Raw genomic sequence first — 23329 nt, 5'->3', positions numbered from 1 at the left:
GTCCATGTTCAAGTTCCTGCTGGACACCAGCCTGGCCCATCGGTGGCTGGTGCTGGTCATGGCGGCGGTGTCGATGGTGGCCGGTGTGCTGGCCCTGTCGCGCACGCCGGTCGATGTCTTCCCCGACCTCAACAAGCCCACCGTCACCCTCATGACCGAGGCCGGCGGCATGGCCCCGGAAGAGGTCGAGCAACTGATCACCTTCCCCCTGGAGACCGCGCTCAGTGGCCTGCCCGGCGTGGACAGCGTGCGCTCGACATCGAGCGCGGGCCTGTCCTTCCTGTACATCACCTTCGACTGGCGCACCGACATCTACAAGGCCCGCCAGATGGTGGCCGAGCGCCTGGGCACGCTGGAAACGGCGTTGCCGCCCGGCATCGCGCCACACATGGGGCCCATCAGCTCGATCATGGGCGAGATCCTGCAGGTGGCCATGCCGATCGACGTGAAGCGCACCTCGCCCATGGCCGTGCGCGAGTACGCCGACTGGGTGCTGCGGCCGCGCCTGCTGGCCATCCCCGGGGTGGCGCAGGTGATCCCGATCGGCGGTGAAGTGCGGCAGTTCCAGGTGCAGCCCGACACCGCACGCATGGCCGCCCTGGGCATCGGCCATGCCCCGTTGCGGGCTGCGCTGGAAGGGTTCTCGCAGAACACCTCGGGTGGCTTCCTGGCCCTGCAGGGCCGCGAGTACCTGATTCGCCACCTGGGCCAGACCTCGCGCCTGGACGACCTGAAGAACCTGGCCGTGGGCACCCGTGCCGGCCAGGTGGTCCGGCTGGTGCAGGTGGCCGATGTGCGCGTGGCACCAGCGGTGCAACGCGGGGATGCCGGTTTCGAAGGCCTGCCGGCCGTGATCCTGGGCATCCAGAAGCAACCCTCGGCCGACACCCTGGCCGTGACCGCCCGCATCGAGACGGCCCTGGCCGAACTCCAGGGCGGCTTGCCCGCCGGCATGCAGGCGCCCCGCGTGACGTTCCGCCAGGCCAGCTTCATCGAAGCGGCCATCGGCACCCTGCAGGGCAAGCTGGTGGGGGCTTCGGTGTGCGTGGCCCTGGTGCTCGTGCTGTTCCTGGGCACGGTGCGGCCCACCGTGATCGCGCTCACGGCCATCCCGGTGTCCATCCTGGTCACGGTGCTGGTGTTTGCCGCCTTCGGGCAGTCGATCAACACCATGACCCTGGGCGGCCTGGCCATTGCCATTGGCGGCCTGGTCGATGACGCCGTGGTCGATGTGGAGAACGTGTTGCGACGCCTGCGACTGGAGCGCAGCAAGCCGCAGGCCGACCGCCTGCCGGTGCTGGAGGTGGTGCGACGCGCCTCGATGGAAGTGCGCTCGGGCATCGTGTACGCCACGGCCATCATCGTGCTGGTGTTCCTGCCGCTGCTGGCCTTGCCGGGCATCGAGGGCCGCCTGTTCGTGCCGCTGGGCGTGGCCTTCATCGTGTCCACCCTGGCGTCGCTGCTGGTGTCGGTCACGGTCACCCCGGTGCTGGCGGCCAGCCTGCTGCCACGCATGAAGCGCCTGGACCACGGTGACACGCGTTTGCTGGCGGCCCTCAAGGCCTGTTACCAGCGGGCGCTGACGTCGGTGCTGCAGGCCCCGCGCCGCGTGATGGCCCTGACTGCCGTGGCCGTGGGTGTGGCCGGTGCGTCGGTGGCCTGGTTGCCCACCAGCTTCCTGCCGCCCTTCAATGAAGGTACCTTGCTGATCGGTTTGCGCCTGAACCCCGGGGTCACGCTGGCCGAATCGTCGGCGCTGGCCCGACAGGCCGAGCAGCGGGTGCGCGAAGTGCCCGAGGTCACCCATGTGGGCCGCCGCAGCGGCCGCGCCGAACTCGACGAACACGCCGAGGGCGTGCATGTCAGCGAGCTCGACGTGGGGCTGCTGCCCGCCGCACAGCTGTCGCGCAGCATGGACGAGATCCAGGCCGACATCCGCGCTCGGCTGGCCAGCCTGCCGGCGGCGACTTCGATCGGGCAACCCATCTCGCACCGCATCGACCACATGCTGTCGGGCGTGCGCTCGCAGATCGCCATCAAGCTGTACGGCGATGACCTCGACACCCTGCGCGTGCAGGCCGAGGCCTTGCGGGCGCGCCTGGCGCAGGTGCCCGGCTTGGCCGACCTGGAGGTCGAAAAACAGGTGCTGGCCCCGCAGGTGGCTGTGCGCATCGACCACGAGGCCGCGGCCCAGCTGGGCGTGCCGTCGGGGCAGGTGCTGCAAGTGCTGCAGTCGTACGTGCAGGGCGAGCAGATCACGCAGGTGGCCGAAGGCAACCGCCGCTTCGCGCTGGTGCTGCGCCTGCCCGAGGCGGCTCGCACGCCACAGGCCCTGGGCCAGCTGATGCTGGACACGCCTTCGGGGGCGGTGCCCCTGGCCCGTCTGGCCCGCATCGAAGAGACCGTGGGCCCCAACCAGATCAGCCGCGACGACGGCCGCCGGCGCATCGTGCTGTCGGCCAATGCGCAGGGCCGGCCGCTGTCCGAGGTGGTGGCCGACCTGCGGCAGGTGCTGGCCCGCACGCCCCTGCCCGAAGGTTATTTCGTGACCCTGGGTGGGCAGTTCCAGGCCCAGGAAACGGCCAGTCGCTGGGTGGGGATGCTGTCGGTGCTGTCGCTGACCCTGATGGTGGCGGTGCTGTACACCCGCTATCGCTCCTTGCGGCTGTCGCTGCTGATCATGGTGAACATCCCGCTGGCGCTGGTGGGGGCGGTGCTGGGGCTGTGGCTGGCGGGGCAGCCCCTGTCGGTGGCGGCCCTGATCGGCTTTGTCACGCTGGCCGGCATCTCGGTGCGCAATGGCATCCTCAAGGTCAGCCACTACCTGAACCTGATGCACCAGGACGGCGAGCCCTTCGGGGTGCCACTGATCGTGCGGGGCTCGGTGGAGCGGCTCAGCCCCGTGCTCATGACGGCCCTCGTCACGGCCCTGGCCCTGGCGCCGCTGCTGTTCGAGGCCGAGCGGCCGGGCACCGAAATCCTGCACCCGGTGGCCGTGGTGATCTTTGGCGGGCTGGTCAGTGCCACCTTGCTCGACACCTTCCTCACGCCCCTGCTGTTCTGGCGGCATGGGCGTGTGCCGGCCGAGCGCCTGGCCCCCACCCCCAAGACAGCAGGTCAGGGGGCCGCGGCCGAGCTGTTCTGAGCCAGCGCCATGAAGGCCTGCACATAGCCGATGTGCAGGTCGGCCTCGCGCACGCCCAGGTGGATCTGCTTGGCAATGCCCTTGGGCCCCAGGCGCACCGTGGCCAGCTTCAGCTTGCGCGCGTGGGCCTGGGCCAGCCAGCGGGGCAGGGCGGTCACGCCCCGGTTGCTGGCCACCATCTGCAGCAGGATGTCGGTGGTCTCCAGCGTCTTGTGGCGCTTGGGGGCCATGCCCGCGGGCATCAGGAACTGCGTGAAGATGTCCAGCCGGTCGGTGGGCACCGGGTAGGTGTAGAGCACCTCGTCGGCCAGCTGGCGCGGCTTGACCTGCCGCGCCCCGGCCAGAGGGTGCGCCTGGCTGACCACCAGGACCAGCTCGTAATCGAACACCGGCTCGAAATGCACGCCTGGCTTGTGCAGCGGGTCGGGCGTGACCAGCATGTCGATCTCGTGGCCGAACAGGGCGCCCATGCCGCCAAACTGGAACTTCTGGCGCACGTCCACGTCCACATCGGGCCAGGCGGCCAGGTAGCGTTGCGCCACCGGCAGCAGCCACTGGTAGCAGGGGTGGCATTCCATGCCGATGCGCAAGGTGCCCCGCTCGCCCTGGGCGAACTGCTGCAGCCGCTCCTCGGCCTGGGCCAGCTGGGGCAGCACCTTCTGGGCCACGGCCAGCACGTACTGGCCTGCCTGGGTCAGGTGCAGGCTGCGGCCTTCGCGCCGCCAGATGTCGGTGCCCAGCTGGTGTTCCAGCTTGCGCATGCTGTGGCTCAGCGCCGACTGCGTCAGGCACAGCACCTCGGCCGCCGCCGTGAGCGAGCCCTGCCGTTCGACCTCACGCACGATGGCCAGATGAATGCGCTCCAGCATGATGAATGAAATTCATGGATTGGTGAGAAAAGACCATTTTACGTCATGGTTGCAAGCGCCTAGTCTGCGGGCATTGCAAGCCACGCACCCCGAGTGCCCCTGACCATGACCCTTCAGATTCAGCTCCATTCCCTGGGCTTTCCGCGCATCGGCGCCCAGCGTGAACTCAAGTTCGCCCTCGAAGCCTACTGGCGCGGCGAAGCCAGCCTCGCCACCCTGAAAGCGCAGGGCGCACGGCTGCGGCGCCTGCATTGGGCCCGCCAGGCAGGGCTTGATTTCTGGCCCGTGGGAGATTTCTCCTTCTATGACCATGTGCTCGACATGGGCCTGACCCTGGGCCATGTGCCCGAGCGCTTCGCCGGTGTGGCGCTGGACCCGCTGGACACCGCCTTCCGTGTGGCCCGTGGCCGCACCGCGCCCACCGCGCGGGGCCCGCATGGCGCGCCCTTGCCCGATGCCCCGGCGGCCGAGATGACCAAGTGGTTCGACACCAACTACCACTGCATCGTGCCCGAGTTCCATGCCGGCACCACCTTCGAGCTGGACGCCTCGCGCCTGGTCGAGCAGCTGGTTGAAGCACGGCAGGTGGCCGCCGAAACCTGCCCGCCGGTGGAAGGCCGGCCGCAGCCGCGCCCCGTGATCCTCGGGCCCGTGAGCTACCTGGCGCTGGGCAAGTCGAAAGACGGCAGCGACCGGCTGGCCTTGCTGGAGCGCCTGCTGCCCGTGTACACGCGCCTGCTGCAGACCCTGGCCGACCGCGGTGTGCACTGGGTGCAGGTGGACGAGCCCATCCTGGCCACCGAGCTGGGTGCCGACTGGAAACACGCCTTCCAGACGGCTTACCACCAGCTCAAGGCCTGTCCCGTGAAGCTGCTGCTGACCACCTACTTCGGCCCCCTGCGTGACAACCTGCACCTGGCCGTGAACCTGCCGGTGGCGGGCCTGCACCTGGACGCCGTGCGCGGCCGCGAGGACCTGCAGCCGCTGCTGAACCTGTGGCCCAAGCACAAGGTGCTGTCGCTGGGCGTGGTCGATGGCCGCAATGTGTGGAAGACCGACCTGAACGCCACGCTCGACTGGCTGGAGCCCGTGGCCGAGCGCCTGGAGGGTGCCCTGGGCGGACAGCTGTGGCTGGCCCCGTCGTGCTCGCTGCTGCATGTGCCGGTGGACCTCGACACCGAAACCGACCTTGATTCCGAGGTCAAGCCCTGGCTGGCGTTTGCCCAGCAGAAGCTGCAGGAGCTGCAGGTGCTGGGCCAGGCCTTGCGTGAGGGCCGTGCAGCCGTGGCCGCGGCCTTGCAGGCCAACCAGGCCGCATGCCAGGCGCGCCGCACCTCGGCCCGTGTGCACCACCCGGTGGTGCGCGACGCCGTGCACGAGGCCCTGGGGGCGGCGGTGTCGAGCACCCGCTGGGGGCAGCGGCAAAGCCCGCATGCCGTGCGTGCACAGGTGCAGGCGCAGCAATTGCAGCTGCCCTTGTACCCCACCACCACCATCGGCTCTTTCCCGCAGACCCTGGCCATTCGCCAGGCCCGCAGCGAACACAAGGCCGGGCGCCTGAGCGATGCGGCCTACCAGGCCTTGATGGCCGCCGAGATCGAGCGTGCCGTGCGTGAGCAAGAGGCCCTGGGCCTCGATGTGCTGGTGCATGGCGAAGCCGAACGCAACGACATGGTCGAGTACTTCGGCGAGCAGCTGGAGGGCTTTGCCATCAGCCGATTCGGCTGGGTGCAGTCGTATGGTTCACGGTGCGTGAAGCCACCCATCCTGTTTGGCGACATCCGTCGCCCGCAGGCCATGACCGTGGCCTGGACCCGCCTGGCCCAGTCGTTCACGCACAAGCCCATGAAGGGCATGCTGACGGGGCCGGTCACCTTGCTGAACTGGTCGTTCGTGCGCGACGACCAGCCCCGTGCCGACACCTGCCTGCAGCTGGCCCTGGCCGTGCGCGACGAGGTGCTCGACCTGGAGCGTGCCGGCGTGCGCATCATCCAGATCGACGAGGCCGCCCTGCGTGAGGGCCTGCCCCTGCGCCAGGCCGACTGGCCCGCCTACCTGCGCTGGGCGGTCGATGCCTTCCGGGTGGCGGCCAACGGGGTGGCCGATGCCACCCAGATCCACACCCACATGTGCTACTCGGAGTTCAACGACATCCTGCCGGCCATTGCCGAGCTGGACGCCGACGTGATCACCATCGAGACTTCGCGCTCCGACATGGAGCTGCTGCAGGCCTTCGAGCATTTCGACTACCCCAACCAGATCGGCCCGGGCGTGTACGACATCCACTCGCCGCGCGTGCCCACGCAGGCACAGATCGAGCAGCTGATGCGCAAGGCCGCCGAGCGCATCCCGGCCGAGCGGCTGTGGGTGAACCCCGACTGCGGCCTGAAAACCCGGCAGTGGGCCGAGGTGATCCCGGCATTGCGCCACATGGTGGCTGCGGCCCAGGCCTTGCGGCAGGCCCATGCCGTTCAACGGGCGGCCTGAGGCCCCAGCAGGCGGTGCAGCCCGACGCCCAGGGCCGCGCCCACGCATTGCGCGGCCACGAAGCCGGGCACCGACACGGGGGCGATGCCTGCGAAGGTGTCGCTGAACATGCGGCCGAAGGCCGCGGCCGGGTTGGCGAACGAGGTGGAGGCCGTGAACCAGTAGGCCGCCCCGATGTAGGCGGCCACCAGCGGTGCCACACGCGCCGTGGGGGCCCGCAGGATCACCAGCAGCAGGCCCGCGGTGGCCACGGCCTCGGCCACCCACTGGCCGGTGCCGGTGCGCAGTTTGGCCGACCACTGCAGCACGGGCAGGTCGAACATGGTGTGGGCCAGCCAGGCACCCAGCATGGCGCCCAGCAGCTGGGCCAGCACATAGGGCAGCAGGTGCGTGCGGCTCAGCTCGCCGCGCCAGGCCATCACGGCCGACACGGCCGGGTTGAAGTGCGCGCCACAGAGCGGGCCGAACAGCTCGATCAGCACCCACAGGCCGAACACGGTGGCCAGCGTGTTGGCCAGCAGGGCCACGGCCACGTTGCCGCCGGCCAGCTGCTCACCCATGATGCCCGAGCCGATCACCACGGCCAGCAGCAGGGCCGTGCCCAGGGCTTCGCCCAGCAGGCGATGGAACAAGGTGGGCATGGCTCAGCTGCGGGCGATGGTGTCCAGGGCCTGGGCCAGTGCGTCGCGCGGCATCGTGGCCAGCGGCAGGCTCAGCAGTTGCAGCATCTTGTAGCCGATGGCCTGCCGCGTGAGTTCGAACGCGCGGCGCTTGCCCTCGTCGCCGCCCTCGGCGTTCGACGGGTCGGGGTAGCCCCAGTGCACCTTCACCGGCTGGCCCTGGCCCCCGAAAAACACGGGGCAGGTTTCGGCGGCGGCGCTGTCGCACACCGTGATCACGATCGACAGCGGCGGCGCGTCAGGCGACGTGAACTCGTCCCAGCTCTTGCTGCGGTAGCCGGTGGTGTCGACGCCCGCGTTCTGCAGGGCCTCCAGCGCGAAGGGGTTGAGGCGGCCGCTGGGCGCGCTGCCTGCGCTGTGGGCCTTCACATCGAGGCCACGCTGGCGGGCCAGGTGGTTGAGCATGCCTTCAGACAGCACGCTGCGGGCCGAGTTGTGGGTGCACAGGATGAGGACGTGGGTGGTCATGGCAACGAAGGAAACAAAGGTGATGTGAAGAAGATCATTGGCGACCGATGTCGTCCAGGCGTGCTTGCAGAGACATCGGCGCCAGCTTGTCCAGCGGCAGGGCCATCATGAGTTCGATGCGTCGCTTGAGGGCATGTGCAGCAGACAGGAAGGCCTGACGTTGGGCATCAGGGCTTCCCGACACGGCTGCGGGGTCAGGTTGGCCCCAGTGGGCGGTCATGGGCTGTCCGGGCCACACCGGGCACACCTCTCCTGCGGCGTTGTCACAGACGGTGAAGACAAAATCCAGGGCCGGTGAACCAGCCTGTGCGAATTCATGCCAGCTTTTGCTGCGAAAACCCTCCGAGGGGGAGGGCACACGCAGAGATGCCAGCGTTTCCAGGGCCAAGGGGTGCACTTCACCCTTGGGCTGACTGCCTGCAGACCAGGCCATGAAGCGGCCCTGCCCCAGGTGGTTCAACAGGCCCTCGGCCAGGATGGATCGCGCCGAGTTGCCCGTGCAAATGAAGAGCACGTTGAAAATGCGGTTGCTCATGGAACTGCTCCTGTGGGCTCAGCAACAAGACGACGGGCTGCCCTTGACCGGCACGCACACGGGCTTGCCACGTGTGGCTGCCGGGTTCAGGGCCACGGGTGTGGCCGGCGCAGCAGGGGCGCAGCAGGCGCTGCTGTCGCCTGCGCTGCCGGTCGTGGCGGGTGCTGCGGGGGCCTGGTCGTTGAACGTGGGGATGCTGCCCAGGGTCTGGAAGTGCTCCCAGGGCAGGCCTTGCGGGTCCACCACCCAGTGCTTGTCGCTGCGGGCATAACAGCAGGTGGTGGTGCCTTCGTCGATCAGGGCCAGGTCGGCCTGTTCGGCCTGGGCCTTCAGTGCGGCCAGGTCGGCCTCGTTGTCCACCTGAATGCCCAGGTGGTCCAGGCCCAGGTGCCCATGTCCGCGGGTGGAGATGGCGAAGTTCACGGCCGGCTCGTCCAGCATCCACTTGGCATAGTCGCTTTCGACGCGCGCAGGTCGGGCACCGAACATCTTCGAATAAAAGTCGATGTTGCGGGCCAGGTCCTCGACGTGGATGTGCACATGGAAGCGTTTCATGGGACTCTCCTTCAGCAGCAGGTGCCGCGCGGTGTGGGGTTGGGACTGCAGGGCTCGCCCGCGCAGCAGTGCTCGGTGAGGTAGCCCAGCAGCGCGGTCATGTGGTCGAAGGCGGCGCGGTAGATCAGGTGCCGGCCGTCACGCTCTTGCGAGACCAGGTCGGCATGCACCAGCTCCTTCAGGTGAAAGGACAAGGTCGTGGCGGCCACGTCCAGCCTTGCGCTCAGGTCACCCGGCGTGAGGCCTTGCGGCCCGGCGACCACCAGGGCGCGGAACACCCGCAGGCGAACCGGCTGGGCCAGCGCGGCCAGGGCTTTGACAACGTCTTGTTCTTCCATGATTCAACAATAATTGAAATATTGAATTCATGCAAGGGGTGCATCGCGTGCGGGCCGGCCCGTAGCATGCGCGCATGCACGACCGAGCACCCCAACCCCCCACCTTCTGGCAGGCGCTGCTGTACTGGCTGCGCCTGGGTTTCCTGAGTTTTGGCGGGCCTGCCGGGCAGATCGCGCTCATGCACGAGGACCTGGTCGAACGCAAACGCTGGATCTCGGAGGGGCGCTTCCTGCACGCTTTGAACTACTGCATGGTGCTGCCCGGGCCTGAGGCGCAGCAGCTGGCCACCTACATCGGCTGGTTGATGCACCGCACCTGGGGCGGGCTGGTGGCGGGTGGGCTGTTCGTGCTGCCTTCCCTGCTCATCCTCATCGGCTTGTCATGGGTGTACATGGCTTGGGGGCATGTGCCCGTGGTGGCTGGCGCGCTGTATGGCATCAAGCCTGCGGTCACGGCCATCGTGGTGTCGGCGGCGGTGCGCATCGGCAAGCGGGCCTTGAAGAACGCCTGGCTGTGGGGCATTGCCTCGGCGGCCTTCGTGGGCATCTTCGCGGCGCAACTGCCTTTCCCCTTGATCGTGCTGGCCGCGGGTGTGGTGGGGGCCATCGGTGGCCGCGTGGCCCCTGCGGCTTTTGCTGCAGGGGGCTCGCATGGCCAGGCCGGTGCCTCGCATGGCCCGGCCTGCATCGACGACCACACCCCCACGCCGGCCCATGCGCGCTTCAGTGCCGCGCGGCTTTGGCGTGTGCTGGCCTTCGGTCTGGGGATGTGGGCCCTGGCCATGGGCGCACTGGTGGCCGTGTGGGGCTGGCAGGGCACCCTGGCGCAGATGGGATGGTTTTTCACCAAGGCCGCCCTGCTGACCTTTGGCGGGGCCTATGCGGTGCTGCCCTATGTGTACCAGGGCGCGGTCGATCACTTCCAGTGGCTGACCGCCCCGCAGATGATGGACGGCCTGGCCCTGGGTGAAACCACCCCCGGCCCGCTGATCATGGTGGTGGCCCATGTGGGCTTCGTGGGCGGCTGGACGCAGGCGCTGTTCGGGCCCGAGGCCCAGCCCTGGGCGGGCGTGGTGGCGGCCAGCGTGGTCACCTTCTTCACCTTCTTGCCATCGTTCGTGTTCATCTTCATGGGCGCGCCGTTCATCGAAAGCACACATGGGCAACTCAAGTTCACGGCCCCGCTGTCGGGCATCACGGCCGCGGTGGTGGGCGTGATCGTGAACCTGGCCCTGTTCTTTGCCTGGCATGTGCTGTGGCCCCAGGGCTGGGCGGGGCCCTTCGACTGGCCCGCTGCGCTGATGGGGCTGGCGGCGGCGGTGGCGCTGGTGCGCTACGAGCTCAGCGTGATCCGGGTGGTGCTGGTGTCGGCCGTGGTGGGCGCCGCCTGGCAGGCGCTGCGCTGACCCCACCCGGCGGGCTCACACCGCGGCCAGGCGGCCCAGCAGGGCGATCTGGTCGATGCTGTCGTGCATGGCCTCCACGCTGTGCGACAGGTCCTTGAGGCTGCTCAGGCTGTGCGTGATGTCGGCGCGTTCGTGGGCGGTGTCGGCGCTCATGGTCGCAATGCGCTCGGCCGCATCGATGCTTTGCTGGGCCATTTCGTGCGTGGTCTGCACGGTGTGACCGGCCACATCGCGGATGCGGCCAATGGCCTCCACGGCCTCCTGGATGCTCTTGCGTGTGGCGTCGGCCTGCGCCTTGGACGACTGCGCCAGGCGGCGCACCTCGTCGGCCACCACCGAGAAGCCGCGCCCGGCGTCGCCCGCACGGGCGGCTTCCACCGCGGCGTTCAGGGCCAGCAGGTTGGTCTGGTCGGCGATGCGGCCAATGCCCGCCGTGATCTCGTGGATGCTCTTGGAGATGCGCTCCAGCTCGCTCAGTTCGCTGCCCAGGCTTTGCTGCGCGGTCTGGCTGTCGGTGGCCGAGGTGCTCAGCGAACGAATGCTGCTTTCGGCCAGGTCGAGGGCGCTGCTCTGCGTGTGCGTGGCCTTCTCCAGCCGGGGCAGGGCCTGCAGCAAGGTCTGGATGCCCTGCTGGTAGCTGGCCAGCTGGCCCAGGGTGTTCGATTGCAGGGTGTGCATGGCCTCCCAGCGGTGCAGGGCGCGCTGGGCGTAGTGCGCGGCGTAGCCGGCATAGGTCACGGGGAAGTGGCTCATGGCGCGTACGTCGGTGCCGAAGAACACCAGGGCCGACAGCGTCTGGTTGATCGGCACGCCCATGACCTCGCCAAAGCTGGAAAAGCCCGCAGCGGGCAGACCTTCGAACAGACGGGCTCCCGGCAGGGCCTGCTCGTTGTTCACGCGGCGCAGCACGCAGTCGTTCAGCAACAGGCCCAGGGGCTTGGGCTTGCCGGCCATGAACTGCTGCCAGTCGCGCTGGGTGCTGTCGACCAGGGGGGTGGCCTTCATCAGGTGCAGGCGATCGCCGAACTCCAGGTCGCAAAAGAAGCTGATGTGCGTGTCGCTGATGCCCGAGACCGAGCGGATGAAGTACTCCTTGTCGACCTTCACGCCGAAGGTGAAGCTCTTGAGCTGGTCGTTCAGCTGGTGGGGCGCGCAGCGGAAGTGCTCGCACAGCGCTTCCACAATGGGGCGTGGGCGGTGCTGGCGGTCGAACACCGAGGTCACCGTGCGGGCCACCGGGTCGGCCTCGGCCACCAGCCAGCTGTGTTCGGTGGGCTGGAAGTTCTGGCTCTTGAAGGGTGCAAAGGATTTGCCCTTGGCCATTTCGCAGAACACCACCACCGAGCGCTGGCGCAGCACCCCCTGCGCCGTGCCGATTTCGGTGGATTTGAAATCGAGCGAGCCACCGGCCGAGCCGCCAATGGCCAGGCAGGGGAAGCGGCCGCTGGCGTACCAGGCCTGCATCAGGAAGCCTTCAGAGGCCGACAGACCGTCGCAATACACCAGCGCAAAATGCCGCTCGGCCGACAGGGGCATCTTCACGTTCAGGCGGTCGAGGTCGGCGCGGATGGCCTGCACGCGGGCCCTGGCCGAATGGGCAGCCTGGGTGTGCAGGTCGACCACATGCACTTCGTGGTGGGCCACCAGCGAGGCCGGCAGGTGCAGCCAGCTGCCTTGCTGGCTTTGGGCGTCGCAGTACACCGAGCCTTGCTTTTGCGCACACAGCGCGCCGGTGGACGACAGGCACAGCACCGTGAGGGCGTCGGAGCCCAGGGCCTGCCAGGCGGTGTTCACGGCCTCGAAGGGGGCCTGGGGTGGCACGAACACCAGCAGCAGGCCGCGCGCGCCGCGCAGGCCGATGTCGCCGAGGCTGCGCGGAGGGCGCTGGCAGTCGAAGGTGTGGCTGATCGGCGCGGCTGTGCGAAGCAGGGAGGTGAGCATGGGATGTCCTCGGCGTCAGAGAGCCGGGGCTGGCAGGGCCGCCCCGGTCGCGGTGCATGTCCAGAGTCTTCGGACAAAGCCTCGACAACTTGAGGGTCATGCCGCCAGGCGAAATCAGTGCGGCAGGGCTTGCGCGCGCGGGCCGGTCAATGGGTGTGTGCGGCCTCGGCCAACTCCTGCCGGGCCTGCGCGATCACTTCGCGGGCGCCGGTCAGCGCCAGCACCGCCATCACGCAGGCCACGGCCAGGTCGGGCCAGACGGTGCCCGTGCCAAACACCCCCAGTGCGCCGGCCATCACGGCCAGATTGCCCAGCGCATCGTTGCGGCTGCACAGCCACACCGAACGCATGTTGGCATCGCCCTCTCGCCAGGCATACAGCATGGCGGCCACCGACACGTTCGCCACCAGCGCGAGCGCCCCGATGGCGCCCATGGTGAGCGGCTCGGGCGGCACGCCCTGCAGCGCGGCCCATGCGGCCTTGCCCAGCACGAACACGCCAAATGCCGCCATGCTGAGGCCTTTGACCAGTGCGGCACGGGCCCGCCACACCACGGCCATGCCCAGCACGGCCAGCGACACCCCATAGTTGGCGGCATCGCCGAAAAAATCGACCGCGTCGGCCAGCAAGGACACCGAGCCCGATTGCAAGCCACCGGCCACCTCCACCAGGAACATGACGGCATTGATCAGCAAGGCCGCCCACAGCACACGCCGGTACCGCGGGCTGAGGGCAGCGCTGGAGGGCGTGTGGCAGTGGTCGTGGCAGGCGTGGCTCATGGTGGGGCTGGCGGGGCTTCGACCCCTTCATTTAACCCCCTGGAGAGGCTGAAGCGTCAAGCGGTGTGCGGGCTTCCCCGGGCCCGCCACGGGTGCGCCACAAAAAACAAGCACGAACCGGCGATTGCTGCTAAAGTGCGTTAACTTGCTGCTGTTTTGCTTACCTCTGCAGCTGTGCTGGGCACCGATCTCGCCATCAAACGCGCGCCGTGTCCGACCCCAGGCAAGCTTCGTCTGGTTCATGTTCTCTGTGCTCACGCCATCTGGCGACACACCCGGGGCAAGAATCATTGTGTTCCCCTCGGTTGAGACCACCCCTCTCCACTGCGCTGTGCAGTGACCGGCCTGCTCTCACGCACTGAGCCTTCTGGCCGCACCCCGTGTGTCGGCCCCCTGCTTTCTTGAATCATTTTTCTCTCCAAGCCCGCCAGGTGGGACGCTTCCTGCTCTCCCCCATCACGCGGCAGATCGACGGCGGCCAGTTTTCGGCCTCGCTGTCCATTCGCAGTGGTCATGGCTCGACCACCCATGACCGGGTGTTCCGCTTCACGCCACTGTTCGCCTCGTCCCATGCCGCGGCCCGCTATGCGATGCGCCAGGGACTGGGTTACCTGCGTCAGCCCGCCTTGCCCGCCTGAGCGCGTCGGCAACGGTCACTCATCTCTTTGTAAGGAACGCCTTTTGGCCAAAGAAGAACTCATTGAAATGCGCGGTCAGGTCGACGAAGTGCTGCCCGACTCGCGCTTTCGCGTCACCCTCGAAAACGGTCACACCCTGATCGCCTACACCGGCGGCAAGATGCGCAAGCACCGCATCCGCATCCTGGCCGGTGACAAGGTGAGCCTGGAACTCTCGCCCTATGACCTGAACAAGGGCCGCATCACTTTCCGTCACCTGGAGCCTCGCTCCGGTGGCGCCCCGTCGTCTCCGCCGCGCCGTCGCTGAAGCGACCGCCACGAGACCCGCTATCCCAGCAACCGGCCTGACGCCGCGGCAGGCCTTCGAGACACCGCGGCATGCAATGAAAGGGTCCACCATGGACAGCAAACTCTACGTCGGCAATCTGCCTTATTCGATGCGCGACGACGATCTCCAACAGCACTTCGCGCAGTTCGGCCAAGTGAACTCCGCCAAGGTCATGATGGACCGTGAAACCGGCCGCTCGAAGGGCTTTGCCTTCGTGGAAATGGGCTCGCGCGACGAAGCGCAAGCCGCCATCCGTGGCATGAACGGTCAATCGTTCGACGGCCGTAACCTGGTCGTCAACGAAGCCCGTCCCCGCGAAGAGCGCCCGGGCGGCTTCGGTGGCGGCGGCGGTGGCCGTGGTGGCTACGGCGGTGGCGGCGGTGGCGGCTTCGGCGGTGGCCGTGGCGGCGACCGTGGCGGTTACGGCGGTGGCCGTGGCAGCTACTGATCCACTGTCACAGTGAATCTTCCCCCAGGGTGTCATGCCCCGGGGTGAGCAGCGCGGGGCCCTTTGGGGCCCCGTTGTCATTGGGGCGTCAGCCTTGTTGCGTGAGCCAGTCTTGCCAGGCCTGGGGCGTGTCCACATCCAGCAGGCAACCCGGGTCGTCCACGGGCACGGCGGTGACCCGGTCGGCATGGGTGCGCAACAGGTCACGGGCGCCGGCATCGCCTTGCAGCGCCAGCAGGCTGGCTCGCCAGTGGGCGGCAAAGCCCACCGGGTGGCCTCTGTGCCCCTGGTGCACCGGGGCCGCGATCAGGGCCCCTTCACGCAAAGCCCGGGCCACAGCGGCCACCGTGCTGGCCTGAAGCGCCGGCATGTCCGCCAGCGCCACCACCCAGCCCGTGGCCTGCGGTGTGGCCCGCACCCCGGCGGCCAGGGTGTGCCCCATGCCGTGCGCCGCCTCGGGCGCCACCAGCTGTTGCCAGGGGCTGGCCGTGTCGCTCAGGTGCTGCACCAGGGCCTGGCGCAATGCAGGGGCTTCGTCGCGGGTCAGCACCCACACCTCGTCACAGGCGCCCGCCAGCGTGCGAGCGCAATGCACGGCCAAGGGGATGGCCGATGGGTGTGGCATGGTTTGCAGCCGTTTGTCGCTGCCGAAGCGCCGGCTGCTGCCAGCGGCCAGCAGCAGCCCGACGATGCGCTGAGGGCGAGACGGGGGCGGACCGTGTGACGAGATCGGGGTGTCTGACATCGGATGGCGTAGTGCAGAAAGCCTGCCGACCATGCCACGCCCCAGGTGCTGCGGCAAGGGGCTGTGCCTGTCAGGCTTGGCCAGATCGTGCGAACACCTCGGCAGCCCATTCCACAAAGGCCTGAACCCGGGTCGACAGGTGCCGGTTGGACGGGAACACCACATGCACGGGCAGCACTTCGGCACGCCAGTCGGACAGGATGGGCTGCAGCAGCCCCTGGGGCTGGACTGCTTTGAGCACGATGTCGGGCAGCTGGCCCCAGCCCAGGCCGGCCACACAGGCGTCCCGGTAGGCATTGGAATCGTTCACGGCCAGCGCGCTGGGCGGCACCAGCCGCACAAGCTCTGAACCTCGCCGGAACTCGAACGGCGAGAGTCGGCCATTGGCCATGAAGTAATCCACGCTGCGATGGGTGCCCTGCATCAGGTCTTGGGGGTGCTCGGGCACACCGTGTCGCGCCAGGTAGCCCGGCGAGGCCACGGTCACCATGCGCAGCTCGCCCACGCGGCGGGCCACCAGGGTGGGGTCGCGCAGCTCCCCAGCCCGCAGCACGCAGTCCACCCCTTCATGGACCACATGGATCAGGCGGTCCGAGCAGCCCAGTTCCAGCTGCAAGCCGGGGTAGCGGGCCAGCAGTGCCGGGATGTCCTGGTGCAGCAGCAGGCTGGCCAGGCTGGTGGGCATGTCCACCTTCAGCCGGCCTTCGGCCTGGCCGTGTCGCGATGACACCGATTCATCGGCTTCGCGCAGGTCATCGAGGATGCGCACGCAGCGTTCGTAGTACGCCGCCCCATCGGCCGTCAGGCCGACCCGTCGGGTGGTGCGGTTGAGCAAACGCACGCCCAGCTGGGCTTCCAGCTCCTGCAGCAAAGTCGACACCGTGGCCTTGGGGGTGCCCAGGGCTTCGGCCGCCCGGCTGAAGCTGCCCAAGTCGACCACGCGCACGAACACTTCCATGGCTTTGAGTTTGTCCATGCTTGATTGTTCGCCAGGCTGAACAGTCATTTCAAAAGAAGGGTATTTATTCGTAAAGAGCGGGCCTTTACAGTTCGTTCACCGTCGGCATGGGGCCGATGCAAGGGGCGTGACGTGGTGGTCCAGTCAATGGCAGCGTTGGATGCGCAAGCGGCGATCAGCGAGTTCGGGTGGGCCGGCCACAGCGGGCCCCTGCGACTGCGCCTGTACCGCAGCCAGGCACCCAAGCCCGCGCTGATGGTGTTTTTTGCGCCCGGTGGCTTTGTCGCCCCTGACCTGGATGAAGCCAATGCCTGTCTGCGCGTGATGGCCGAGGCCTGCGGTGCCAACATCCTGGCCCCTTACTACGCTGAGGTGCCAGACCGCGCCTTTCCGGCCCCGGTGGAAGACGCCCATGTGGTGCTGACACACGCCATGCAGCACCGCCCGACGCTGGCGGCCAAGGGGGCACGCCTGTTCGTGGCCGGGTGCGAAGCCGGTGGCAACCTGGCGGCGGTGTCGGCGCTGGTGTGCCGCGACCGCCTGGGGCCGGCCCTGGCGGGCCAGGTGCTGATCACGCCCATGCTCGATGCGCGCATGGGGTGCGGCTCCATGCGCGGGGCCGTGCACGACCCGGATCAGCGCGGGCTGGTTCAGGCTGCCGAAGAGGCCTACCGCCGCTACCTGCCCAACCCGGCCGACCGGCTGCACCCTTACGCCAGCCCGCTCAATGCACGCCGCCTGGCCGACCTGCCGCCTGCTTTGATCTTTCACACCGAAGGCGATCCCCTGGCCGATGAGGCCAAGGCCTATGCCGCCCAGTTGCGTGCCGCCGGCAATGTGGCCCATGACGTGGCCCTGCCACCGCCCGATGCCTTGCGAGATGCCGCCGATCGATGCGAGCTGACCGCTGACGACCCTTGCGTGCTGGCCACGCGTGATTTCCTGGCCAGGCCCGCTGAGCCGCCTGCGCCCTTTCCGCGCCACTGACAACGACAGGCCGCACCAGCGGCCCTCCTGAATGTTCGCAACACGTCTGCCCCGGTGTGGTCGCCACCCGGAGCAGGCGCGTGTGCGGCTGCTTCATTTTCACTTTGGGGAGCCTCCATGCCCAAGCACACTGCCATTGATCGATCCGAGGCCCATGCCTCACGCCGCCAGGCGTGGGGTGTGCTGGCCGTGTTCGCCACCCTGGGCGCCACCGGCCTGCTGGTCGGCTGTGGCCCCGAACAGACGGCCCAGGCTGCGGCCTCGGCGGCCCCACCGGCCACCCCCGTGAGCGTGGCGGCCGTGGTGGCCCGCCCGGTGGCCGACGAGCGCGAGTTCTCAGGCCGCATCGAGGCGGTCGACCGTGCCGAGATCCGTCCGCGCGTGGCGGGCACCGTCGAGCGTGTGCGGTTCAAGGCCGGCTCGCTGGTGCGCAAGGGGGATGTGCTCTTCACCATCGACCCGCGCGCCTACCAGGCCGAGGTGAACCGCCTCGACGCCGCGGCCGCCAGTTCAAAGGCACGGGCCGATCTGGCCCAGACCGAGCTGCTGCGTGCCCGACGTTTGCTGGACGACAACGCGATTGCCCAGAAAGACCACGACGAGCGCGCCGCCAACGCGCGCCAGCTGCTGGCCACGGCCAAGGCCGATGAAGCGGCGCTGAGTGCCGCCCGGCTGAACCTGGAGTGGACCCAGGTGCGTGCGCCGTTCGATGGCCGCGTGGGCAAGGCGGAAGTCACCGAGGGCAACCTGGTCAATGGCAACCAGGTGCTGACCACCCTGGTGTCGGCCAACCCGGTGTATGTGAGTTTCAACGGCGACGAAGCCACCTACCTGCAGTTGGGCCAGCTGGCGCGCCGCAACCCAGGGGCCTTGAAGGTGAACGTGGGCCTGGCGCATGAACCAGGCTTCCCCCACCCGGGCAAGCTGGAGTTCGTGGACAACCAGATCGACCCGCAGACCGGCAGCCTGCGACTGCGTGCCATCGTCGACAACAAGGACGGCCTGCTCACCCCGGGCCTGTTCGCCCGCGTGAAGCTGGGCACCGAGGCCGGTGGCGTGCCCGCCAGCCTGGTGGCCGAGAAGGCCGTGGGCACCGACCAGAACCGCAAGTTCGTGTATGTGGTGGGCGCCAACAACCAGACCGAATACCGCGCCGTGCAACTGGGCGCGACCGTCGGCGAGTTGCGTGTGGTCACCGCAGGCCTGAAGGCCGGAGAGCGCGTGATCGTCGATGGCTTGCAGCGCGTGCGCCCCGGTGCGCCTGTGGCCCCGCAGGTGGTGCCCATGGAAAGCGCCACAGCCTCTGGCCCGGCCGCATCCCAAGCCGCAGCCAAGTAAGCGAAAGGCCATCTCATGAACATCTCCACACGCTTTGTGGACAGGCCGATCTTTGCGGCGGTGCTGTCCATCCTCGTGTTCATCGCGGGCGTCATCGCCATCTTCAAGCTGCCCATCTCGGAATACCCCGAGGTGGTGCCGCCGTCGGTGGTGGTGCGCGCGCAGTTCCCGGGCGCCAACCCCAAGGTCATCGCCGAAACCGTCGCTGCCCCCTTGGAGGAGCAGATCAACGGCGTCGAGAACATGCTCTACATGTCCTCGCAGGCCACCACCGACGGCGTGATGACGCTGACCGTGACCTTCAAGATCGGCACCAACGTTGAACAGGCCGAAACCCAGGTGCAGAACCGCGTGCAGCGTGCCTTGCCCCGCCTGCCCGAAGAGGTGCGCCAGATCGGCGTGACCACGGTCAAGAGCTCGCCCAACATCACGATGGTGGTGCACCTGCTCTCGCCCAAGGGCACCTACGACGACGTCTACCTGCGCAACTACGCCACGCTCAACGTGAAGGACCGCCTGTCGCGGCTTTCCGGCATGGGGGATGTGCAGGTCTTTGGCTCGGGTGATTACGCCATGCGCATCTGGCTGGACCCGCAAAAGGTGGCCCAGCGCGGCATGACGGCATCCGATGTGGTGGCTGCCATCCGCGAGCAGAACGTGCAGGTGGCCGCCGGCACCGTGGGCGCGCCGCCCGACACCCGCGCCCCATTCCAGCTCTCGGTCAACACCCAGGGGCGCCTGACCACCGAGGCCGAGTTTGGCAACATCATCGTCAAGACCAACGCCTCGGGTGGCGTGACCCACCTGCGCGATGTGGCGCGCATCGAGCTGGGGTCCAACCAGTACGCCTTGCGCTCGCTGCTCAACAACAAGCCGGCCATCGGCATGGGCATCTTCGCGGCGCCCAACTCGAACGCATTGCAGCTGTCGACCGATGTGCGCGCGTTGATGGACGAGCTCAAGCAGTCCTTCCCGCCCGATGTGGACTACGCCATCGTCTACGACCCGACGCAGTTCGTCCGCGATTCGATCCAGGCGGTGATCAAGACGCTGATCGAGGCCGTGGCCCTGGTCGTGATCGTGGTGATCGTGTTCCTGCAGACCTGGCGTGCCTCCATCATCCCGCTGCTGGCCGTGCCCGTGTCCATCGTCGGGACGTTTGCCGTGCTGCTGGCCTTCGGGTTTTCGATCAACACGCTGTCTCTGTTCGGCCTGGTGCTGGCCATCGGCATCGTCGTGGACGATGCCATCGTGGTGGTCGAGAACGTCGAGCGCAACATCGCGCTGGGCTTGAGCCCGCGTGACGCCACCATCCAGGCCATGAAGGAGGTCTCCGGGCCGATCATCGCGATTGCGCTGGTGCTGTGCGCGGTGTTCATCCCGATTGCCTATGTGTCGGGCCTGACCGGGCAGTTCTACAAGCAGTTCGCGTTGACGATCGCCATCTCGACGGTCATATCGGCCTTCAACTCGCTGACCCTGTCGCCTGCGCTGGCCGCCGTGCTGCTCAAGCCGCATGACGCACCCAAGGACAAGCTGGCCCGCGCCATGGACTGGGCGCTGGGTGGTTTTTTCAAGCGGTTCAACCGGGTTTTCGACCGCGCCTCGCTCGGGTACCACGGGGGCGTGCAGGGAACCCTGCGTCACAAGGCCCTGACCATGGGCGCGTACCTGGCGCTGTGTGTGGCCGCCGTCTTCGTGTTCAAGCAGGTGCCGGCGGGCTTTGTGCCCGCACAAGACAAGCAGTACCTGGTCGGCTTTGCGCAACTGCCCGATGCCGCCTCGCTGGAGCGCACCGATGCGGTCATCCGCCGCATGACGGACATTGCCCAGTCGGTGCCAGGGGTGAAGGAATCGGTGGCCTTCCCGGGCCTGTCGATCAATGGCTTCACCAATGCGCCCAACGCCGGCATCGTGTTCTACACGCTCGATGATTTCGACCAGCGCAAGGGCCCCGGGTTGTCGGGCGACGCCATCGCGGCCGAGGTCAACCAACGCCTGGGGGCGATCCAGGACGCTTTCATCATGGTGTTCCCGCCCCCCGCGGTGGACGGCATGGGCGCCATTGGTGGCTTCAAGCTGTTCGTCGAAGACCGCGGCAACGTGGGCTATGACGAGCTGTACAAGGCTGTGATGGCCCTGCAGATGAAGGCCTGGCAGACACCGCAGCTGGCCGGCGTGTTCAGCAGCTACCAGATCAACGTGCCGCAGCTGTTTGCCGATGTGGACCGCACCAAGGCCAAGCAGCTCGGCGTGCCGCTGTCGGCGATCTATGACACGCTGCAGATCAACCTGGGCTCTCTGTATGTGAACGACTTCAACCGCTTTGGCCGCACCTTCCAGGTGGTGGCCCAGGCCGATGCGCCGTTCCGCAACAACGCCGAAGCCATTGCGCAACTGAAAGTGCGCAGCGACAGTGGCGACATGGTGCCGTTGTCCAGCCTGGTCAAGGTGAGCGACAGCTACGGCCCCGACCGCGTGCAGCGTTACAACGCCTACGTGTCGGCCGACATCAACGGGGGGGCGGCGCCAGGCGTGTCGTCGGGCCAGGCCCAGGCCATCATGGCCCAGCTGGCCGAAGAAACACTGCCCAAGGGCGTGAGCTACGAGTGGACCGACCTGACCTACCAGGAGATCCTGGCGGGCAACACCATGGTCTATGTGTTTCCGCTGTGCGTGCTGCTGGTCTTCCTGGTGCTGGCTGCGCAGTACGAAAGCTGGACGTTGCCACTGGCCGTGATCCTGATCGTGCCGATGTCGATGCTGTGCGCCTTGCTGGGCGTGTGGTGGAGCGGCGGCGACAACAACATCTTCACGCAGATTGCCTTGTTCGTGCTGGTGGGGCTGTCGGCCAAGAACGCCATCCTGATCGTCGAGTTCGCCCGCGAGCTGGAGCAGCATGGCAAGGGCATCGTGGACGCGGCCCTGGAGGCATGCCGACTGCGCCTGCGCCCCATCCTGATGACGTCCATCGCGTTCATCATGGGGGTGGTGCCGCTGGTCTTCTCGACCGGTGCTGGCGCCGAGATGCGCCACGCCATGGGCGTGGCCGTGTTCGCCGGCATGCTGGGTGTGACCCTGTTCGGCCTGTTCCTCACCCCGGTGTTCTATGTGCTGGTGCGCCAGCTGGCAGAGCGCTTCAGCCCGACCCCCGCACGCGCTGTGGCAGACAGCGCTGCACTGACCCACGAGGTGCAAGCATGATCCCTTCTGTGTTGAAACCTTGGGCCGTGGCCGTGTCGGCCGCGGTGCTCAGTGCCTGCAGCAGTGCCCCCACCTGGCCCGAAGCCAGGCTGGATGTGCCTGCCGCCTACAGCGAGGCCGAAGCCGCACAAGGCCGATGGAAAGCCGCAGAACCGGCCGAGGCCCAGCCCCGCGGCCAGTGGTGGCGCGTGTTCCAGGACCCGGTGCTGGACACCCTGCAGCAGCAGGCCGAAGCCGGCTACCCGGGGCTGGCCGCGGCCGCTGCCCGCGTGAAGGCCGCACGGGCCTTGTGGCAAGGTGCACAGGCCGAGCGCTCGGTGCAGCTGGGCCTGCAGGCAGGCGGCTCTCGGCAGAAGCTGTCGGCCGTCGAGGCCGGTGCGCCGGCGGGCACCCGCGTGCCGCCCGGCACGGCCTGGCAAGTGGGCCTGGGCGCGAGTTACGAGGTGGACCTGTTCCAGCGCGTGGCCCAGGGCGTGCAGGCCGCCGAAGCGGATGCACAGGCGGTGGAAGCTTCGGCCCGGTCGGTGCAGCTGGCCCTGCAGGCCGATGTGGCCCAGGCCCATTTCCAATTGCGTGCGCTCGATGCCGAGGTGGCCCTGCTAGCTCAGACCCTGGCCCTGCGCGAGCAGACGCTGGCCCTGGTGAGCAAGCGCCATCAGGCGGGGGATGTGTCTGCGCTGGATGTGGCCCGCGCGCAGGCCGACCGTGCCAGCACCCGGGCCGAGCTGCAAGGTGCGCAAGGCCAGCGCCAGCGTGCCGAGCAAGCCCTGGCCCTGTTGCTGGGCCAGCCGCCTGCCGCCTTCCGGCAGACCCCGGCCCCTTTGCCGGCCGACGTGCGCTGGCCCGGTGTGCCGGCTGGCTTGCCCTCGGCCCTGCTGGAGCGCCGTCCCGACGTGGCCGCCGCACAGGCCCGCATGATGGCGGCCAACGCCCGCCTGGGGCAGGCCCGATCGGCCCTGTTCCCGGCGCTGGTGCTGACCGCCCAGGGCGGGCAGGCGTCGCCCGAGCTGTCGGACCTGTTCGCCATGAGCGCCCGCACCTGGCTGGTCAGCGCGGTGTTCAACCTGCCCCTGATCGATGGCGGCCGCAACCGGGCGGCCATCACCCGTGCCGAGGCGGCGCTCGACGAAACCGTGGCCGACTACCGGGGGGCCGTGCTGCAGGCTTTCGGAGAAGTGGACGGCCAGCTCACCGGCTTGCGCACCACACGCGAGCAGGCCGAATCGGTCGATGAGGCGGTGGCTGCAGCCCGCCGCTCGGCCGTGCTGGCCGACAAGCGCTACCGTGCCGGCGAAGACAGCTACGCCACCTTGCTCGACACCCAGCGCAGCCTGCTGGCGGCCGAGCGTCAGGCGGTGCAGCTGCGCGGCGCCTGGGCCAGCCAGACCGTGGGCCTGGTGCGTGCGCTGGGCGGCGGCTGGTGAGTGCACATTGCGCACAAATCCGCATGCCGTGAGGCCTTGATCGTCGTAAGCTGAGC

The 23329-nt window shown here is 68.2% G+C and carries 20 protein-coding genes; 10 read left to right on the top strand and 10 right to left on the bottom strand.

Annotation, left to right across the window (positions count from 1 at the left end; all coding sequences use genetic code 11):
* The first annotated feature begins 4 nt into the window (after positions 1 to 4).
* The gene (locus EYS42_RS09335) at positions 5 to 3145 is read left to right on the top strand and encodes an efflux RND transporter permease subunit (RefSeq protein ID WP_130967880.1); all 3141 of its coding nucleotides are present in this window, start codon (positions 5 to 7) and stop codon (positions 3143 to 3145) included.
* On the opposite strand, the gene EYS42_RS09330 is transcribed toward EYS42_RS09335, so the two are convergent.
* On the bottom strand, positions 3118 to 4014 hold the full coding sequence (locus tag EYS42_RS09330; protein ID WP_130967879.1) for a LysR family transcriptional regulator: 897 nt from the start codon (positions 4012 to 4014) through the stop codon (positions 3118 to 3120). The genes EYS42_RS09335 and EYS42_RS09330 overlap by 28 nt on opposite strands.
* Before the next feature lie 105 nt (positions 4015 to 4119).
* On the opposite strand from EYS42_RS09330, the gene metE reads away from it, so the two are divergent.
* Complete coding sequence (metE, locus tag EYS42_RS09325) at positions 4120 to 6501, top strand: 5-methyltetrahydropteroyltriglutamate--homocysteine S-methyltransferase (protein WP_130967878.1); 2382 nt, start codon at positions 4120 to 4122, stop codon at positions 6499 to 6501.
* Here the strand turns inward: metE and EYS42_RS09320 are convergent.
* From EYS42_RS09320 to EYS42_RS09300, 5 genes are read right to left on the bottom strand one after another with little or no spacing between them, the layout of a single operon-like run.
* Positions 6486 to 7142, bottom strand: coding sequence for an aquaporin (locus EYS42_RS09320; RefSeq protein ID WP_130967877.1), 657 nt, complete (start codon positions 7140 to 7142; stop codon positions 6486 to 6488). The genes metE and EYS42_RS09320 overlap by 16 nt on opposite strands.
* 3 nt (positions 7143 to 7145) lie before the next feature.
* Positions 7146 to 7649 (bottom strand): arsenate reductase ArsC, encoded by a 504-nt coding sequence (locus EYS42_RS09315; protein WP_130967876.1) that lies wholly within the window; start codon positions 7647 to 7649, stop codon positions 7146 to 7148.
* Between the two features lie 34 nt (positions 7650 to 7683).
* On the bottom strand, positions 7684 to 8184 hold the full coding sequence (locus EYS42_RS09310) for an arsenate reductase ArsC (RefSeq protein ID WP_130967875.1): 501 nt from the start codon (positions 8182 to 8184) through the stop codon (positions 7684 to 7686).
* A gap of 18 nt (positions 8185 to 8202) precedes the next feature.
* On the bottom strand, positions 8203 to 8739 hold the full coding sequence (locus EYS42_RS09305; RefSeq protein WP_130967874.1) for an ArsI/CadI family heavy metal resistance metalloenzyme: 537 nt from the start codon (positions 8737 to 8739) through the stop codon (positions 8203 to 8205).
* An 11-nt stretch (positions 8740 to 8750) separates the two neighbouring features.
* On the bottom strand, positions 8751 to 9077 hold the full coding sequence (locus EYS42_RS09300) for an ArsR/SmtB family transcription factor (protein ID WP_130967873.1): 327 nt from the start codon (positions 9075 to 9077) through the stop codon (positions 8751 to 8753).
* A 74-nt stretch (positions 9078 to 9151) separates the two neighbouring features.
* On the opposite strand from EYS42_RS09300, the gene chrA reads away from it, so the two are divergent.
* Positions 9152 to 10483: a chromate efflux transporter gene (chrA, locus tag EYS42_RS09295; RefSeq protein ID WP_130967872.1), complete on the top strand. Its 1332-nt coding sequence runs from the start codon at positions 9152 to 9154 to the stop codon at positions 10481 to 10483.
* Between the two features lie 15 nt (positions 10484 to 10498).
* Here the strand turns inward: chrA and EYS42_RS17440 are convergent, their stop codons facing one another.
* Positions 10499 to 12424, bottom strand: coding sequence for a methyl-accepting chemotaxis protein (locus EYS42_RS17440; protein WP_130967871.1), 1926 nt, complete (start codon positions 12422 to 12424; stop codon positions 10499 to 10501).
* A gap of 146 nt (positions 12425 to 12570) precedes the next feature.
* Positions 12571 to 13203: a cation efflux transmembrane domain-containing protein gene (locus EYS42_RS09285; protein WP_130967870.1), complete on the bottom strand. Its 633-nt coding sequence runs from the start codon at positions 13201 to 13203 to the stop codon at positions 12571 to 12573.
* A gap of 431 nt (positions 13204 to 13634) precedes the next feature.
* Between EYS42_RS09285 and EYS42_RS09280 the strand changes: the two genes are divergently transcribed.
* From EYS42_RS09280 to rbp, 3 genes are all read left to right on the top strand, one after another.
* Positions 13635 to 13841, top strand: a complete 207-nt coding sequence (locus tag EYS42_RS09280) for a hypothetical protein (RefSeq protein ID WP_130968003.1) — start codon at positions 13635 to 13637, stop codon at positions 13839 to 13841.
* A gap of 43 nt (positions 13842 to 13884) precedes the next feature.
* Entirely contained in the window at positions 13885 to 14148 is a 264-nt protein-coding gene (gene infA / locus EYS42_RS09275) for a translation initiation factor IF-1 (protein WP_130967869.1), read from the top strand.
* A gap of 91 nt (positions 14149 to 14239) precedes the next feature.
* Positions 14240 to 14617: an RNA-binding regulator gene (gene rbp / locus EYS42_RS17435; protein ID WP_130967868.1), complete on the top strand. Its 378-nt coding sequence runs from the start codon at positions 14240 to 14242 to the stop codon at positions 14615 to 14617.
* Positions 14618 to 14705: 88 nt separating this feature from the next.
* Here the strand turns inward: rbp and EYS42_RS09265 are convergent, their stop codons facing one another.
* Together EYS42_RS09265 and EYS42_RS09260 are read right to left on the bottom strand one after the other, a co-directional pair.
* Positions 14706 to 15362 (bottom strand): nucleotidyltransferase family protein, encoded by a 657-nt coding sequence (locus EYS42_RS09265; RefSeq protein WP_130967867.1) that lies wholly within the window; start codon positions 15360 to 15362, stop codon positions 14706 to 14708.
* Positions 15363 to 15432: 70 nt separating this feature from the next.
* Positions 15433 to 16338: a LysR family transcriptional regulator gene (locus EYS42_RS09260; protein ID WP_130967866.1), complete on the bottom strand. Its 906-nt coding sequence runs from the start codon at positions 16336 to 16338 to the stop codon at positions 15433 to 15435.
* A 129-nt stretch (positions 16339 to 16467) separates the two neighbouring features.
* On the opposite strand from EYS42_RS09260, the gene EYS42_RS09255 reads away from it, so the two are divergent.
* From EYS42_RS09255 to EYS42_RS09240, 4 genes are all read left to right on the top strand, one after another.
* Complete coding sequence (locus EYS42_RS09255) at positions 16468 to 17307, top strand: alpha/beta hydrolase fold domain-containing protein (protein ID WP_130967865.1); 840 nt, start codon at positions 16468 to 16470, stop codon at positions 17305 to 17307.
* Between the two features lie 117 nt (positions 17308 to 17424).
* Entirely contained in the window at positions 17425 to 18645 is a 1221-nt protein-coding gene (locus EYS42_RS09250) for an efflux RND transporter periplasmic adaptor subunit (protein WP_130967864.1), read from the top strand.
* 15 nt (positions 18646 to 18660) lie between these two features.
* Positions 18661 to 21849 carry an efflux RND transporter permease subunit gene (locus tag EYS42_RS09245; RefSeq protein ID WP_130967863.1) on the top strand — a complete coding sequence of 1063 codons (3189 nt, stop codon included), beginning with the start codon at positions 18661 to 18663 and terminating at the stop codon, positions 21847 to 21849.
* Positions 21846 to 23273: an efflux transporter outer membrane subunit gene (locus EYS42_RS09240; RefSeq protein ID WP_130967862.1), complete on the top strand. Its 1428-nt coding sequence runs from the start codon at positions 21846 to 21848 to the stop codon at positions 23271 to 23273. Before EYS42_RS09245 ends, EYS42_RS09240 begins: the two co-directional genes overlap by 4 nt.
* Positions 23274 to 23329: the final 56 nt, after the last annotated feature.

This window comes from Aquabacterium lacunae (assembly GCF_004310865.1).
Lineage (GTDB): Bacteria > Pseudomonadota > Gammaproteobacteria > Burkholderiales > Burkholderiaceae_C > Aquabacterium > Aquabacterium lacunae.
This window is presented reverse-complemented; position numbering and strand designations above follow the sequence as displayed.